The sequence below is a fragment of the Neotamlana nanhaiensis genome, assembly GCF_000943555.1.
Lineage (GTDB): Bacteria > Bacteroidota > Bacteroidia > Flavobacteriales > Flavobacteriaceae > Neotamlana > Neotamlana nanhaiensis.
The window spans coordinates 244,603-258,781 of the sequence record NZ_JTDV01000001.1; the positions used below are offsets into that span (position 1 = coordinate 244,603).

The following is a 14,179-nucleotide window of genomic DNA, read 5'->3' on the forward strand; positions in this document are numbered from 1 at the left end:
ATAAAAATTAGGTAAAAAAAAACGTCTGCAATTTACTTACAGACGTTTTTTTTAAATCATTACTTAACCTGTAACCTCCAACCAAATGGGTCTTCAACTTTATTGGTTTGTATATCGGTAATGCGTTTCTTTAAAAAGCTCGCATAAGTATCCTCTAATTTTGGTAACTCAAAATCGTCACCTTTGTAACCAAATCCTGAAATAGGAGAGATTACCGCAGCGGTTCCTGCTCCAAACATTTCTTTTAAGCTACCATTTTTAGCAGCTTCAACAACTTCGGCAACCTTTAAAGGTCTAACTTCTACATTTATGTTTTCAGATTCCGCAAGCTCAATAATACTTTTACGGGTAATACCATCCAGAATTCTGTCGCTTGTTGGGCCTGTAATTAGTGTATCGTTAATACGTACAAAAATATTCATAGCCCCAGCTTCTTCAATATATTCGTGGGTATTATCATCGGTCCAAATAACCTGTTGGTAACCTTTTTCAATAGCTAATTGCGTTGGGTAAAACTGTCCAGCGTAATTACCTCCTGCTTTAGCATAACCAACACCACCATTAGCAGAACGCGAGTATTTTTCTTCAATTAATACACGAACTTCACCCGAAAAATAAGCGCCCGAAGGTGCTGTTGCAATTATAAATTTATACTCGTTTGCAGGTGAGGCATGAAACCCAGCTCCCGACGCAAAAACAAACGGACGAATGTAAAGTGAGCTACCATCTTGCGTAGGTATCCAAGCTTCATCAACTTCTAAAAGCGTTTTTAAACCATCCATAAAATAGTTTTCAGGAATTTCAGGAATTGCCAAACGTTTCGACGAAATATTTAAACGTTTCACATTATCAATTGGGCGAAATAATAAAACATTACCATCGGCATCTTTGTAAGCTTTCATGCCTTCAAAAACCGATTGTCCATAATGGAAAATTTTAGCTGCAGGATCTAAACTAATTGGCGCATAAGGGACAACCTTTGGCGCTTGCCATTTACCATCTTTAAAATCGCATTCTAACATGTGGTCAGAAAACACGCTTCCAAATTTTAAATTACTAAAATCTACCTCGTTAATTTTAGAGTTTTTCGTTTTTATAACCTCTATTTCGTTAATCATAGCGCTTATAGCTTAAATAGTTTAAGACACAAATTTAGTTAAAAACGTTTTTAAAAAAGCCCTATATTTACATAAATCGTATAAAATTGAAATATTTATATTATGAGATACTTTAGACTATTAATTATCTGCATTTTAGTGTTAAATTCTTGCAAGAAAAAAAGTGACGAAACATTAAAATCGACCGAAGAAGTTGAGGAAGTTAACTATGTGTCCTTTGGGAAATCTATTATTGCAGATGATGCTATTGCTGCTAAATCTATGGCGCAACACTATAAAAGTATGCCTGTTGGCGATAGTATTAATAGTAAAATGACAGCCAAAGTAACCGATGTTTGTCAAGCTAAAGGCTGTTGGATGACGTTAGATTTAGAAGATGGTAGCGAGGTTATGGTAAAGTTTAAGGACTACGGCTTTTTTGTACCAAAAGATATAAAAGGAAAAGAGGTAATAATTAATGGAAAAGCTTTTGTTAACGAAGTTCCAGTTGATGAGCAACGCCATTATGCCGAAGATGCGGGTAAAAGCAAAGAAGAAATCGCTTTAATTATTGAGCCTAAAAAAACGTTTTCTTTTGAAGCCGATGGCGTTTTAGTTGTACAGTAAATTTTATTTTGAAACGAGAAATTATAATAACTGCCGATGGCTCCACGACCATTCATATTCCTGAATGGAACGAGCAGTACCACTCCAAACACGGCGCCATACAAGAAGCTTACCACGTATTTATAAAACATGGCTTGCATCACTTTTGTCATCCTGAACTTGTTTCAGGATCTCACTCTATGGATGTATCTTCGGGAGCAGTCGAGAAGCTCCAAAACAATCCACTTTCCATTCTCGAAATAGGCTTCGGCACAGGTTTAAACGCTTTTATCACTCTTTTTGAAGCCGAAAAATTAAACCTAAATATTAATTATGTTGGGGTTGAAGGCTATCCGGTAGCTTTAAATGAAGTTGAAAAACTAAATTATGCTGAAGAAATCAATCAATCAGAAACTTTATTTCAAGAAATTCATAAGGTTGCTTGGGAAGAGAAGCATGACATAACGACGCACTTTTCATTAACAAAACAAGAAAAGTTTTTTGATGCTATTGATGATGAAAATGCATTTAATATTATTTATTTTGATGCTTTTGGAGCTCGCGTTCAACCTGAATTATGGACAGAAACAATATTTCTTAAAATGTATAAAGCTTTAAAAAATGAAGGTGTTTTAGTGACATATGCTGCAAAAGGAAGCGTTCGAAGAGCAATGCAAGCGGTTGGCTTTCTGGTTGAGAAACTCCCTGGTCCTCCCGGAAAACGTGAAATGCTGAGGGCAACGAAGCATTCACGCTGAATTTTATAAAAGCGCTAAATGCTGAGAGCAACGAAGCATTCACGCTAAATATTATGAAAGCGCTAAAAGTTAAAGTTAGAAATATTTACGCTATGAATTGTGAAAATGATTATAATAAAACGAATAAATACCCTCGTCTTACATTAAAATTCTAAAATGATTTATCAATTTAAAAAAGGATGAATTCCCTTAAATAAGCATATATTTTCATTTTCAATACTATAAAATTAAACTGTTAAACCTTCATTAAAAGCCTTAGAAGCCGTTCTGCAATTTTGTAACTTTATAAAAAAAGCACATGCGAGTTTTAATTACAGGAGCAACGGGTTTGGTAGGAAGTGAAATTGTAAAACTTTGCCTTAAAAAAGAAATAATAGTCCATTTTTTAACTACGAACAAATCTAAATTAGAGGAAAAAGAAAATTATAAAGGGTTTTATTGGAATCCCGCTTTAGGCGAAATAGATGTTAATTGTTTATACAAAGTAGATACCATAATTCATTTGGCTGGCGCAAGTATTGCAAAGCGTTGGACAACATCCTACAAAAAAACAATTCTAGCAAGCAGAACGCAATCTGCGGCATTATTATTTCGTACTTTAAAAACCGAAATCCACCAAGTAAAGCAATTTATTTCGGCCAGTGCCATTGGCATTTATCCCGATTCGTTAACCAATTATTACGATGAAAGTTCGACCGCATCAAACCATACTTTTTTAGCCAAAGTTGTGCAAGCCTGGGAAGCCTCGGCAGATGCGTTTAAAACTTTAAACATCAATGTAGCTAAAGTTAGAATTGGTTTAGTACTAGCCAAAAATGGCGGTGCTTTACAACAAATGGTTAAACCAGCTAAGTTTGGCTTAGCGGCACCGTTTGGTTATGGTAAACAGTGGCAATCATGGATTCATATTACCGATTTGGCAAGATGTTTTTTACATGTTTTAAAATATAATTTAAGCGGTGTTTTTAATGCCGTTGCCCCAAACCCAGTAACGAATAAAGAATTAATAAAAACCATAGCTAAAACCCTTGAAATGCCGTGTTTTTTACCCGGAATTCCTAAAATAATTATGCGCTTAGCGTTAGGAGAAATGCATATTTTATTATTTGAAAGTCAGCGAGTAAGCGCAAAAACTATGGAAAATAAAGGCTTTAATTTTAAATACAATTGTTTAAAACCTGCATTAAATGATTTATTAGAATCGGTTTAAAAAGTAAAAATATGTCTATCGAAAATTATATTAAACTCATTCACTCCGAAGAAGGTCGGAAAGGTTACAAAAGCTTAATGCAGTATTTGATGCAATTGCGAACACATTTTGCTAATACATTTAAAAATGAAATATCTGTTGGAAGTTTTTATCAAGGTTTTATGGATATGACTTATTTCCCAATTACAACGCCCGTTTTAAAAGCTCATAAACTAAAAGTAGGTGTTGTATTTAACCATGAGCGTATTCAGTTTGAACTTTGGTTAGTAGGACAAAATAAGAAAGTAAATAAACAATATTACAGTTATTTTCTCGACAAAAACTTTACCAATTATAAATTGTCTGAGACCAATCAAGAATCAATTATTAATTATTCTGCTTTAAAATCGCCTAATTTTAATAATTTAAATGAAATTACAAATTCAATTGAAAATCAAACTTTACAGTTTATAAATTCTGTTGAAGGTTTTCTTAAATAAAATTTTTAAAAATCAATCTATTAAAATTTCTAAAAGTTGAATAGCTGCATCACTAATTTTAGTACCAGGGCCAAAAACAGCAACAACACCTGCATCAAATAGAAACTGATAATCTTGCTTAGGAACTACGCCACCAACAATAACCATAATATCGTCGCGCTCATAATCTTTTAGGGCTTCAATAACTTGAGGAAGTAAGGTTTTATGTGCGCCAGCTAAACTAGAAACGCCTAAAATATGTACATCGTTTTCTATAGCCTGTTTAGCAACTTCGTTTGGCGTTTGGAATAACGGACTAATATCAACATCAAAACCCATATCGGCATAACTGGTTGCAACAACTTTAGCACCACGGTCGTGACCATCTTGTCCCATTTTCGAAATCATAATACGTGGGCGTCGGCCTTCTTGTTCGGCAAAAACATCGGCTAAAGCTTGTGCTTTTTTAAAACTACTATCGTCTTTAATTTCTTTACTATACACACCCGAAAATGATTTTATTTGCGCTTTGTAACGGCCAAAAGCAACTTCTAATGCATCACTAATCTCGCCTAACGTAGCACGAGCTCTAGCTGCTTCAATAGTTAAAGCCAATAAATTAGAATCTGAATTATAACCTGTTGCTTTTGTATTTGAATTTACAAAATTATTTCCTGCTCGAGTTAAATTATTTAACGTCATTTTCACTAAAGCCTCATTTCTAGAAGCTTTAATGGTATGTAATCGCGCTATTTGCTGCGTTCTTACTTTTTCATTATCAACCTCTAAAATATTTAAAGGCTTTTCGTCCTGTAATTGGTATTTGTTTACACCAACTATAATATCTTGTCCAGAATCTATTCGGGCTTGTTTTCTAGTGGCCGCTTCTTCAATTTTAAGTTTAGGTATACCTGCTTCAATAGCTTTAGTCATGCCACCTAAGGCTTCAATTTCTTCAATTAAATCCCAAGCCTTTTCTGCAATATCATGAGTTAATTTTTCAACAAAATAACTTCCTGCCCAAGGATCGACCGTTTTAGTAACCCCTGTTTCTTCTTGTAAAAATATTTGCGTATTACGTGCTATTCTGGCTGTAAAATCGGTTGGAAGCGCGATGGCTTCATCTAAAGCATTTGTGTGAAGGCTTTGTGTACCACCAAAAACCGCCGCCGTAGCTTCAATGGTTGTTCGCGCCACGTTATTGTAAGGGTCTTGCTCTGTTAAACTCCATCCGCTAGTTTGGCAATGTGTTCTTAACGACAACGATTTTGGGTTTTTAGGATTGAATTGCTTTACCAATTTTGCCCATAACATTCTGGCAGCACGCATTTTTGCAATTTCCATAAAATGATTCATCCCTATACCCCAAAAAAACGATAATCTTGGTGCAAAATCATCTATATCTAAACCAATTTCTAGTCCTTTTTTAATGTATTCTAAACCATCGGCAAGGGTGTATGCTAACTCAATATCGCAAGTTGCTCCAGCCTCTTGTATATGGTATCCAGAAATGCTGATGCTATTAAATTTTGACATGAATTTACTGGTGTATTCAAAAATATCGGAAATAATTTTCATGGAAGGTTTTGGTGGGTAGATATATGTATTTCGCACCATAAATTCCTTCAAAATATCGTTTTGAATAGTACCTGCCAGCTCATTGGAATTTACCCCCTGTTCTTCGGCAGCTACAATATAAAATGCCAAAATGGGCAAAACCGCTCCATTCATGGTCATTGAAACCGAAATTTTATCGAGCGGTATTTGGTTGAATAATATCTTCATATCTTCAACCGTATCAATAGCTACACCAGCTTTTCCAACATCGCCTACTACACGTTCGTGGTCTGAATCGTAACCGCGATGCGTGGCTAAATCGAAGGCGACTGATAATCCTTTTTGTCCTGCTTTTAAATTGCGCTTGTAAAAAGCGTTGCTATCTTCGGCGGTACTAAAACCAGCATATTGCCTAATTGTCCAAGGTTTTTTTACATACATGGTACTGTATGGCCCGCGTAAAAAAGGAGCGATTCCAGCAGCAAAATTTAAATGTTCTAAATCTTCAACATCCTCTTTTTTATAAGTCGATTTTATATTGATGCCTTCGGCGGTTTGCATAACCGAGTCGTCATACTCCAAAGAAGCATCATTACAAGCTAAAGTGATATGTTGAAGATTTTTTCTTGACATTATTTCGTCTTAATCATTTTCTTTTGTTGCATCTCATTTTTTAAGTTTTTAATAGCTTCTTTTCTATTTTCTTAAACCGCTTTTTGGTTTGTTTCATTAGCTTCAAAATCGACAGAATTAAAATCTACTTGAAATAATTTTGCATAAAAATAATCGAGCGCAATAAAAGTTTGTAAATAAGGATCGTTTGAATATGATGTATTAGATTGTAAGGCAGGTGTAAAAATCTGTTGACTCATACTATTAGTGCTTACAAGGGCTTTAAAAGTTGTTTTTAAATTTTTATCCATCATTTTTTGGGTTAAACAACTTAACAAATTATGGTTATAATTTAAATGATTGCCATCCCATAAATTGGTATGTGTTTTAAGCACATCGAATACCGCTTTGGTTTGTTTCGAGATTATTTTATCGAACTGAACGCGATTAGTCATAGAATAGGTTATAAAAGTTCGATAAGCCCTTAATTTGTTTAATCCATTTTTGTCGTAAGCATTAATTATATCATTTTCAAAACTATATAACGCTTCTTTAAACAAATCATCGGTTTCTATATTACAGCTTATTGTTGGGTTTTTATCGGCATATTTATACTGTGTTAAAGTGGCCTGAGATTTTTGTTTACAGCTTAAACAAAGTGTAATGGTTATTAAAATAATAAAGTGTAAAGTATTAGTTTTCATTTTTAAATTTTTTATAAAATCGTTTACGTTCTAAATTTTCGGATACTCGTTTTTCAACTATCGATTCAATTAATGTTAATCTTGGTTTTAAACTTACAAAAGGGTATTTGTTAATGGTTTTTCCTATATTTTCAATAGGATATTGGTGGGCATTTACACCAACTAAAATGGTTTCATTTTGCTCTAGTTGTTTAACAGATTTATTAAAACTTTCTCTTATTTTTCGCTGAATTGTATCTTCTTTCAACAGTCTTAAAAAGCCTTCTTTTTTTTCAATCTCTTTAAAAATAATAAGCGCTTTTTGAGCTAGCTGGTTTGTAATTGATTCGATATAATACGACCCATCGGCAGGGTTATTTACCATATTAAAATAACTTTCGTGTTTTAAAATTAGCAATTGGTTTCGAGCAAGCCGTTCGTTTTCTGCATTATTTTTTTTAGTAACGTTATTATATGGTATGTTAAAAACAGTATTTGCACCACCCAAAATAGAACTCATACATTCGGTAGTTGTTCGTAAAAGGTTATTATAATTTTCGTAAATGGTTTTATTACTTAAGGTTGGCAACGCCACGATGTGGCAATCAACACTTATTTTATATTCATTAGCTAGAGATTTCCAAAGCAAACGTATAGCTCGCAATTTAGCTATTTCGAAAAAGTAGTTAGAGCCTATTGCAAATTTAAACTGTACTTTGGTGTTTGGTAAAAGCATCCCGTCTTGGTGCAAACAATGCAAGTATTCGTTAGCATGAGCCAAAGCATAAGCTAATTGTTGCACATTATTGGCCCCAGCATTTTGGTATAGAGCAGCATCAACCGAAATGGTATTGGTGTATTTGTAAATATCTTTAAAACTATTGAGGTCTTGTTTTAAATTTTTAAACCATGTTCCTGTTTTGGCAACATTACCTATAACATCGATATGAATAAAAATGGTGGTTTTTTTCGGAATTTTTTTGACGAAAGCTTCCGATTGAAAAAGTAATTTAAAATGAATTTCTGTGGTTTCTAAATCGATATCTTCTAGTAAATCGTTAATTAGCACGTCTTCCGAAGGAATAATAAAAGCTATACTCTCAACACCATTTTTAATAGCAAATCGCGCATTTTTATTCGATTTTTCAATATTAGCAACATATATAGTTTGACCTACTTTCCATTGCGTAGCCTTGGTGCTTACTGTATTGGAAGTTGTTTTTAAATCATCGGCGTGATAAAAAGGTTTAACCAAAATATCATCGTTAGTTTGCCATAAAAGTTTATTATAATCTTCGCCTTGAAGCTCAAACTGAATATTTTGTTTCCACTGTTTAGCCGAAACCGAATTAAAATCATCAAACAAGTTCTTGCTCATAATTAATCGGTTTTTAGGCTGTCTTCATATTCAATAATGTAAATTTCTTCGTTGTCGCGTTTCATATAATATTCTTCGCGAGCAAATTTTTCGAGGCCTTCACTAGAGCTTAATTCTTTTAAAGTCTTTTTGTCTTTCTCAATTTCTTTTTGGTAGTATTCTTTTTCTTTTTCTAAATTGTCGATATCGGTATTTAATTCGTGATGAATTAACCATGAGTTAGCATCAAAAAAAAGCATCCAAACCGCAAAAATTACCAGAATAATTACAAACCAGTTTTTAAAGGGTTTTAAATATTTAGTTTTCGATGATTTCATTTATTTATAATTTGTCGTTTATTATGGTTTTTACAATATCAACCGCTACGGTGTTGTAATGGTTGTTAGGAATTATAATATCGGCATACTCTTTCATGGGTTCAATAAATTGAGAATGCATAGGTTTTAATGTGCTTTTATAACGATTTAAAACTTCATCTAAATCACGGCCACGTTCCGAAATATCACGTTTTAGTCTTCTAATTAATCGTTCATCACTATCGGCATGAACAAATATTTTTATATCGAACATATCGCGTAATTCAGGATGACTTAACACTAAAATACCTTCAACAATTATTACTTTTCGCGGATGTGTTAAAATAGTATCACCTGTTCTATTATGTTTAACGAACGAATACACAGGTTGGTGTATTGGATTGCCTTTTTTTAATTCTTTTAAATGCGCTTCAATTAACTCGAAATCGATAGATCTTGGATGATCGAAATTTATTTTAACGCGTTCGTCGTATGATAAATGCGAGGTATCTTTATAATACGAATCTTGCGATAAAATGCCCACTTCGCCTTCTGGAAGTTCTTTTAAAATTTGATTAACAACGGTTGTTTTTCCGCAACCAGTTCCGCCAGCAATACCAATAATTAACATGGATTAGTTTTTAGTTTGATTGATGCAAAGTTAACCAATTGTACATGTAAAGTTAAAAAGAATACTTACTTTTTAATTTTAGAAACTTCGGCTACGGTAACCATTTTTTCGTTTTTATTTCCCCAACTATTTGTTATATAGTTCATAACATCTGCAACTTCATCGTCGCTTAAACCCATGGGCATCATAGCGTTTTTATAAGTTATATCGTTAACTTTTATTTCGCCACGTAAACCAAATTTAATGGCTTTTATAGTGGCTTCGCGGTTTTTTAAAAAATCGGATTTCGCTAATGGAGGAAATGTTTTTTTTACGCCTTCACCATTTGCCATATGGCAGGTAAGGCAAAAATCTTGATATATGGCTTCTCCTTTTTTTATACTGTCCTTTAAGTTTGAATTTTGAGCCTCGGTCACATTTATAAAAGTAAAAATTAACGCTAAAGCTATCATTTTAAATATTTTCATAAATCGATTAATTTTTAGGAACAATTTTAACAATACCTACACCTTCGATACCTACATAAATAAAACCATCTGGCGCTTCAACAACATTTCTAACTCTTCCAAGACCTTCTAATAGTTTTTCGCGTTTAACAACCTTTTCTTGTTCTATAATTAAACGCTCTAGATACATGAATTTTAATGATCCAACCAGAAGCGAACCTTTCCAATCGGGGTAATTATTTGACGCAACAAAAGTCATACCACTAGGCGCAATTGATGGTACCCAATAAAATAAAGGTTGTTCCATGCCTTCTTTTTCGGTAATATCAGTAAATGTAGTGCCACTATAATTAATGCCATACGAAATAACTGGCCAACCATAGTTTTTACCACTTTCAATTACATTAATTTCGTCGCCACCTTGAGGTCCGTGTTCGTGAATCCAAATTTTACCTGTAAAAGGATTTTTGGTCATGCCTTGCGGATTGCGATGACCGTAGCTATAAATGGCAGTTTTAGGATAAAGTTCGTCTACAAAAGGATTATCGTTTGGTATCGAACCGTCGTCATGGAGTCTGTAAATTTTACCACCATCTCGTTTAATATCTTGAGGATTTACATCGCGTTCGCCACGTTCGCCAATTGAAAAATATAGAAATCCTTCGTTGTCGAATGCTATTCGCGATCCCCAATGTTGTCCTTTTGTTGTGTTTGGTGTGGCTTTATAGAGTAGTTGTTTTTCTATTAATGTATCTCCTCTCAATTTTGCTCGCATTAATGCAGTATGACCGCCATTTTGTTCGCCTTCGGGAGAGCTGTAAGTAAAATAAATCCAGCCGTTGTTTGCATAATCAGGATGCAACTTGATATCCATTAAACCACCTTGACCACGAACATAAACTTCAGGTAATCCTTCTATAGATGTTTTATTACCGTTTTTAAAATGAATGAGTTCACCTGATTTTTCGGTGATAAGGATACTACCGTCCGGTAAGAAAGCCATTCCCCAAGGAATATATAAATCTTGAACAATAACCTCGGTAGAATAAGCAACAGACGTAGGGGTTTCCGCTTTAATATCGGTTTCGGTTTGTTGAGCGCAAGCGTTGATAGTTAAAAAAACTAAACACAAAATGGCATGTAAATTTTTCATAAATAATTTTTCATTAAGATACATTAAAAAATATAATTCAAATCAATTCCAGAATAATAGTTTAGAGGATTTCCAGGATAGTAGTATCTAGGAGCGTTATTACCAAACCCAGTGGCATTTATTAAAATTTGAGAAGCGTAATGTTCATCAAAAATATTATTTAATCCAAAAAATATATTCATGTTTAAATTATCTAACAAATTCTTTTTATACCCAACTTTAAAATTGGAAATATTATAGCGCATTGAGTATAAACTGTTACTGTCTGTAATAGGCATACGGCCTACATATTGGTAATTATAGTTGCCATAAAAACCATTACTAAAATCAACATCAGCTATAATGTTTAGAACGTTTGAAGGAACGCCTGTTAAATCATTTCCAGAATAGTCGTTTTCTGCGTCTGTAAACTCTACAAATTTAAATTGGTTTAATGTGTAGTTTGCTGTTAAGTTAAGTTTAGAGGTTTTACTTTTAATTAATACGTAATTAGTTTCTAACTCAATGCCGTTATGGCTTGTTTTACCAGCGTTTATACCTATGTATTGATTGTTAGAAAGGCGCCTCGATACTAATAGGTTTTTAATTTTTAATTGAAAAATTGATGCGGTAAATTGCATTCTATTTTTTAGCAAGGCGCCTCTTGTCCCAACTTCGAAATTCCATCCTGTTTCTGGTTTTAAACTTGGGTTTATTTGTCCGTTTGGAAGCAAAGTTTCTTCCAACGAAACAGGAGAAAATCCGTGGCTAGCGTTCGAGTACAGACTTATGTTTTGGGATATTAAATGAGAAATGCCAAATTTAGGTGAAACCATAGTTTGATAAGAAAAACTTCCAGTTTGATTAGGGTTAGTATCGCTTTCTGGAAAATGATCTTCAAGATTATACGATGTTTTGTTTAGATTTAAGCCAACGGAAACAAATGTTTTTTTGCTTAACGTGTAGTTAGTCTCAATAAAAATGTTGTAATAACTTCTGTTTTCTTTAAAATTAGAAAGTTGTTCTCCTTCAACACTGCCTGTTCCTTCTGGGAAGTCTTCGTATAAATTATCAAATGTTCGGTAATTATTTTTATCATTAAAAAGCTCGAAACCAACGGTCCATTGCATCGTATTATTAAAAACTTTAATATTGCCTAAAATCCTACTTCTTAAGCCTGTGGCGAATGCTTTTTCTTTAAGTATATTAAAAGGCCTGGGTTCATAAGCTTTTCTGAAGGATGAGAAAACACTAGTAAATAGCTTAATATTTGCGTTGTATTTATGATGCCAAGTTACACCAAAAATACCACGTTTTGCATCTTCAAAACCTTGCGCTTGCTGCCAGGTATAAGCTGCAGATTTTGGTGAGTTTAAAAATGTATTTTCATTAATGGAGCTTGGTATAAATGCTTTTAAATTAACATAACTTGCTAAAAACGATAATTCGTTTTTTTTGTTAATAAAATGGTTTGAGGTTGTTGTTAATGTTTGTCTGTTGTAGTTGTTGTTATTTCGGTATTCGTTGCTTTTTGTGTTGCTATAAACGGTTAGAATGTTATGTTTAGGAGAACCAAAATTAAAATTTGATGTATTTTTTACTAAACCAAAGGATCCTAATAAAAATTCATGTTTAAAACTTAGTTCGTTAAATGAGGCATTTTGAGGTATTAAAGTAATAACGCCGCCAAGACCAGCTCCGTAAATACTAGGTACAGCACCTTTTGTAATGTTAATATTAGAGATTGATGCGAGTTCAAAGTCATCAATTGAAGTTTGCCCACTACCATTGGTTAAGGGGATATCTTTAAAGTACGCTCTAATTTTAGAAGTACCATAAGGACTTCTAGATCCAACGCCACGTATAGTAATGCGGTTGGTATTAAGCGCACCTGTTTGCATAAATACGCCAGAGACTTTATTTAAAATTGGAGCAAAATTTGTGCGATTTGATTGTTGGAGGGCTTCAGGTGAAATAATATCTTTTGATACTGAAGCAAGTTTTAATTTTTTTGGAATTGCTTCAGAATTTATAATAATTTCGGATAGAATAGATGGATTTAATTTTAGTTGAATGGTATAGAATTGATTTGCTTTTAAAGTGATTTCTTTTCTGATAAATCCTGATTTTTCAAAACTGTATCTTCCGCTCTTTTCGAGTGTAAAAGTACCATCGTTTAAGGATAGGCTAAATGTATTATTAGTTAAATTAACGATTTTTACGGAGTCAATTTCAATGTTGTTATCATCTATAATTTTACCTATTATTGCAGATTGACCCAGGCTACTAAAATGAAGGCTTATAAAAACAAAATAGAGCAGGCTTTTATTGAATTTTATACGCATGAATATCTAAAAAAGGATATTACAAACTTAGTGTTTATATTTAAAAAATATTTTAGATAGTATGTTTTTTAATTTCAATAAAAAAATTATATTTGCACGCGCTATACAATTCAGGGCGTTGTTTATTAACGAATTTAAGATAAATTGCGCAACGGATTAATGTTTTCGGGGTGTAGCGTAGCCCGGTTATCGCGCCGCGTTTGGGACGCGGAGGTCGCAGGTTCGAATCCTGCCACCCCGACAAAACCGTAAAAGGTTAAATTAAAACACCATTAATGTTTAATTAGTGGTGTTTTTTTTATTTAATTACTTATCTAAAACTGCTTTAATATTAGGTTTAAAATAATTGGGACCTTTAAGTACTTTACCATCTTCGCGGTAAATAGGTTGTCCATCTTCACCTAATTTACTCATATTACTACGCTGAATTTCGGCAAACACCTCCTCTATTTTGTGTTGCATACCGTGTTCTATAATAGTACCGCACAAAATGTACAGCATATCACCTAAAGCATCGGCTACCTCAACTAAATCGTTGTTTTGTGCTGCTTCAAAATACTCCTCATTTTCTTCCTTCATTAAATTAAACCGTAAGGTGTTTTTGGCTTCTCCTAAATTGGCTTTTGGAGTTTCTCTATGACCAATTTTAAACGCGGTGTGAAATGCTTTTACTGCTTCAATTTTATCTTTCATAAATAATTTTAACTTTTCATTTCCGCAAAGGCGGAAATCTCATTCTGTTTTATTTAAATTTGCATAAAAATACTTATATGTTTAGTAAAGGTCAAATTGTTTTTGGGGTTTTATTTTTTGTAGTTTTTGCTGTAATTGTTGGTTACCAGTACAGAAAAGATATTAAAATCCATAAACGTTTTTATAAAGGTAGCTTTTGGGTGCTTTTGGCTTTTATTGCATTTATTGGCTTAATTTCGGCGATTAAGTTTTTATTGTAACCTCTTTTCTCCAACTT

15 protein-coding genes and 1 tRNA gene are annotated in these 14,179 nt (G+C 33.3%); 6 read left to right on the plus strand and 10 right to left on the minus strand.

Annotated elements, in window-relative coordinates; genetic code table 11:
* Positions 1 to 59: 59 nt before the first annotated feature.
* Positions 60 to 1,118, minus strand: coding sequence for a branched-chain amino acid aminotransferase (locus PK35_RS00875; protein ID WP_044624772.1), 1,059 nt, complete (start codon positions 1,116 to 1,118; stop codon positions 60 to 62).
* A gap of 102 nt (positions 1,119 to 1,220) precedes the next feature.
* Here PK35_RS00875 and PK35_RS00880 point away from each other — a divergent pair, with 102 nt between their 5' ends.
* The 4 genes from PK35_RS00880 to PK35_RS00895 all read left to right on the plus strand — a co-directional run bounded on the left by PK35_RS00880 (position 1,221) and on the right by PK35_RS00895 (position 4,150).
* Positions 1,221 to 1,724 carry a DUF4920 domain-containing protein gene (locus PK35_RS00880; protein WP_044624773.1) on the plus strand — a complete coding sequence of 168 codons (504 nt, stop codon included), beginning with the start codon at positions 1,221 to 1,223 and terminating at the stop codon, positions 1,722 to 1,724.
* A gap of 8 nt (positions 1,725 to 1,732) precedes the next feature.
* Positions 1,733 to 2,461, plus strand: a complete 729-nt coding sequence (gene mnmC2, locus PK35_RS00885; RefSeq protein ID WP_044624774.1) for a tRNA (5-methylaminomethyl-2-thiouridine)(34)-methyltransferase MnmC2 — start codon at positions 1,733 to 1,735, stop codon at positions 2,459 to 2,461.
* 298 nt (positions 2,462 to 2,759) lie between these two features.
* The gene (locus PK35_RS00890) at positions 2,760 to 3,671 is read left to right on the plus strand and encodes a TIGR01777 family oxidoreductase (protein WP_044624775.1); all 912 of its coding nucleotides are present in this window, start codon (positions 2,760 to 2,762) and stop codon (positions 3,669 to 3,671) included.
* Between the two features lie 11 nt (positions 3,672 to 3,682).
* Positions 3,683 to 4,150: a DUF7000 family protein gene (locus PK35_RS00895; RefSeq protein WP_044624776.1), complete on the plus strand. Its 468-nt coding sequence runs from the start codon at positions 3,683 to 3,685 to the stop codon at positions 4,148 to 4,150.
* 12 nt (positions 4,151 to 4,162) lie between these two features.
* Here PK35_RS00895 and scpA read toward each other — a convergent pair whose 3' ends face one another.
* The 8 genes from scpA to PK35_RS00935 all read right to left on the minus strand — a co-directional run bounded on the left by scpA (position 4,163) and on the right by PK35_RS00935 (position 13,209).
* On the minus strand, positions 4,163 to 6,319 hold the full coding sequence (gene scpA / locus PK35_RS00900) for a methylmalonyl-CoA mutase (RefSeq protein ID WP_044624777.1): 2,157 nt from the start codon (positions 6,317 to 6,319) through the stop codon (positions 4,163 to 4,165).
* A gap of 71 nt (positions 6,320 to 6,390) precedes the next feature.
* Positions 6,391 to 7,002, minus strand: a complete 612-nt coding sequence (locus tag PK35_RS00905; RefSeq protein WP_044624778.1) for a hypothetical protein — start codon at positions 7,000 to 7,002, stop codon at positions 6,391 to 6,393.
* On the minus strand, positions 6,992 to 8,359 hold the full coding sequence (locus PK35_RS00910) for a methylmalonyl-CoA mutase subunit beta (RefSeq protein WP_044624779.1): 1,368 nt from the start codon (positions 8,357 to 8,359) through the stop codon (positions 6,992 to 6,994). The genes PK35_RS00905 and PK35_RS00910 overlap by 11 nt, the downstream gene beginning before the upstream one ends.
* Before the next feature lie 2 nt (positions 8,360 to 8,361).
* Positions 8,362 to 8,676, minus strand: coding sequence for an FtsB family cell division protein (locus tag PK35_RS00915; protein WP_044624780.1), 315 nt, complete (start codon positions 8,674 to 8,676; stop codon positions 8,362 to 8,364).
* A 4-nt stretch (positions 8,677 to 8,680) separates the two neighbouring features.
* Positions 8,681 to 9,286, minus strand: a complete 606-nt coding sequence (udk, locus tag PK35_RS00920) for a uridine kinase (RefSeq protein ID WP_044624781.1) — start codon at positions 9,284 to 9,286, stop codon at positions 8,681 to 8,683.
* A gap of 65 nt (positions 9,287 to 9,351) precedes the next feature.
* Entirely contained in the window at positions 9,352 to 9,753 is a 402-nt protein-coding gene (locus PK35_RS00925; RefSeq protein ID WP_044625188.1) for a c-type cytochrome, read from the minus strand.
* Positions 9,754 to 9,760: 7 nt separating this feature from the next.
* Complete coding sequence (locus PK35_RS00930) at positions 9,761 to 10,885, minus strand: PQQ-dependent sugar dehydrogenase (RefSeq protein WP_044625189.1); 1,125 nt, start codon at positions 10,883 to 10,885, stop codon at positions 9,761 to 9,763.
* A 23-nt stretch (positions 10,886 to 10,908) separates the two neighbouring features.
* Positions 10,909 to 13,209 carry a TonB-dependent receptor gene (locus PK35_RS00935; RefSeq protein WP_044624782.1) on the minus strand — a complete coding sequence of 767 codons (2,301 nt, stop codon included), beginning with the start codon at positions 13,207 to 13,209 and terminating at the stop codon, positions 10,909 to 10,911.
* A gap of 166 nt (positions 13,210 to 13,375) precedes the next feature.
* On the opposite strand from PK35_RS00935, the gene PK35_RS00940 reads away from it, so the two are divergent.
* Positions 13,376 to 13,450: transfer RNA gene (locus PK35_RS00940), tRNA-Pro, on the plus strand.
* A gap of 65 nt (positions 13,451 to 13,515) precedes the next feature.
* Here the strand turns inward: PK35_RS00940 and PK35_RS00945 are convergent.
* Positions 13,516 to 13,902, minus strand: coding sequence for a pyrophosphohydrolase domain-containing protein (locus PK35_RS00945; protein WP_044624783.1), 387 nt, complete (start codon positions 13,900 to 13,902; stop codon positions 13,516 to 13,518).
* A gap of 77 nt (positions 13,903 to 13,979) precedes the next feature.
* On the opposite strand from PK35_RS00945, the gene PK35_RS00950 reads away from it, so the two are divergent.
* Complete coding sequence (locus tag PK35_RS00950) at positions 13,980 to 14,162, plus strand: hypothetical protein (protein ID WP_044624784.1); 183 nt, start codon at positions 13,980 to 13,982, stop codon at positions 14,160 to 14,162.
* The last annotated feature ends 17 nt before the right edge of the window (positions 14,163 to 14,179 follow it).

Coding starts and splice junctions, on each gene's coding strand:
- PK35_RS00875 (WP_044624772.1), bottom strand. CDS start 1,118: ATGATTAACGAAATAGAGGTTATAAAAACGAAAAACTCTAAAATTAAC.
- PK35_RS00880 (WP_044624773.1), top strand. CDS start 1,221: ATGAGATACTTTAGACTATTAATTATCTGCATTTTAGTGTTAAATTCT.
- PK35_RS00890 (WP_044624775.1), top strand. CDS start 2,760: ATGCGAGTTTTAATTACAGGAGCAACGGGTTTGGTAGGAAGTGAAATT.
- PK35_RS00895 (WP_044624776.1), top strand. CDS start 3,683: ATGTCTATCGAAAATTATATTAAACTCATTCACTCCGAAGAAGGTCGG.
- scpA (WP_044624777.1), bottom strand. CDS start 6,319: ATGTCAAGAAAAAATCTTCAACATATCACTTTAGCTTGTAATGATGCT.
- PK35_RS00905 (WP_044624778.1), bottom strand. CDS start 7,002: ATGAAAACTAATACTTTACACTTTATTATTTTAATAACCATTACACTT.
- PK35_RS00910 (WP_044624779.1), bottom strand. CDS start 8,359: ATGAGCAAGAACTTGTTTGATGATTTTAATTCGGTTTCGGCTAAACAG.
- PK35_RS00915 (WP_044624780.1), bottom strand. CDS start 8,676: ATGAAATCATCGAAAACTAAATATTTAAAACCCTTTAAAAACTGGTTT.
- udk (WP_044624781.1), bottom strand. CDS start 9,286: ATGTTAATTATTGGTATTGCTGGCGGAACTGGTTGCGGAAAAACAACC.
- PK35_RS00925 (WP_044625188.1), bottom strand. CDS start 9,753: ATGAAAATATTTAAAATGATAGCTTTAGCGTTAATTTTTACTTTTATA.
- PK35_RS00930 (WP_044625189.1), bottom strand. CDS start 10,885: ATGAAAAATTTACATGCCATTTTGTGTTTAGTTTTTTTAACTATCAAC.
- PK35_RS00935 (WP_044624782.1), bottom strand. CDS start 13,209: ATGCGTATAAAATTCAATAAAAGCCTGCTCTATTTTGTTTTTATAAGC.
- PK35_RS00945 (WP_044624783.1), bottom strand. CDS start 13,902: ATGAAAGATAAAATTGAAGCAGTAAAAGCATTTCACACCGCGTTTAAA.
- PK35_RS00950 (WP_044624784.1), top strand. CDS start 13,980: ATGTTTAGTAAAGGTCAAATTGTTTTTGGGGTTTTATTTTTTGTAGTT.